The sequence below is a fragment of the Kosmotoga sp. genome, from assembly GCF_982836095.1.
Genome location: NZ_CEYIHJ010000002.1, coordinates 1 through 410, shown reverse-complemented (window position 1 = coordinate 410; position 410 = coordinate 1). Strand labels below are relative to the sequence as shown.

1 pseudogene is annotated in these 410 nt (G+C 35.6%); it reads right to left on the bottom strand.

Annotated elements, in window-relative coordinates:
• Positions 1–410: pseudogene (locus AC3LHT_RS00250) on the bottom strand (maltose ABC transporter permease); the annotation flags it as partial.

Sequence of the window (410 nt, the reverse complement as noted above, 5' to 3'; positions counted from 1 at the left end):
CCTTTGTTTTGGGATCGATAGCAACTTCCCCTGTTTTGGAATCTATTTTATCTGTAAATGCTACATTGGAATCAGAATCGCCAAGGATACTATTCTTATCAGTAGTGAATAATTCATTGCTTGATAAGGAACGGAATATAATCATAAAATCATCAGTTGGCTTGTAGTCTTTTAGCTTTACAAAGACAGAAAAACTGTATTCTTCTGGGTTTTCAGGTACATAATAGTAATTACTCAGTAGTTTCTGAATAATCTGTGGCCTGGTGAAGAGATGCCCGGTTCCAAAGTTAGTAAAAGCGGTTTTAAAGGTATAGTACATGGGATAAATGGTCAAAATAAACAGCAATATCATAGCGGGAATCATATACCTGTAAGGGTAACCTTTCGGATTGATGAGTACAAAGGCAATA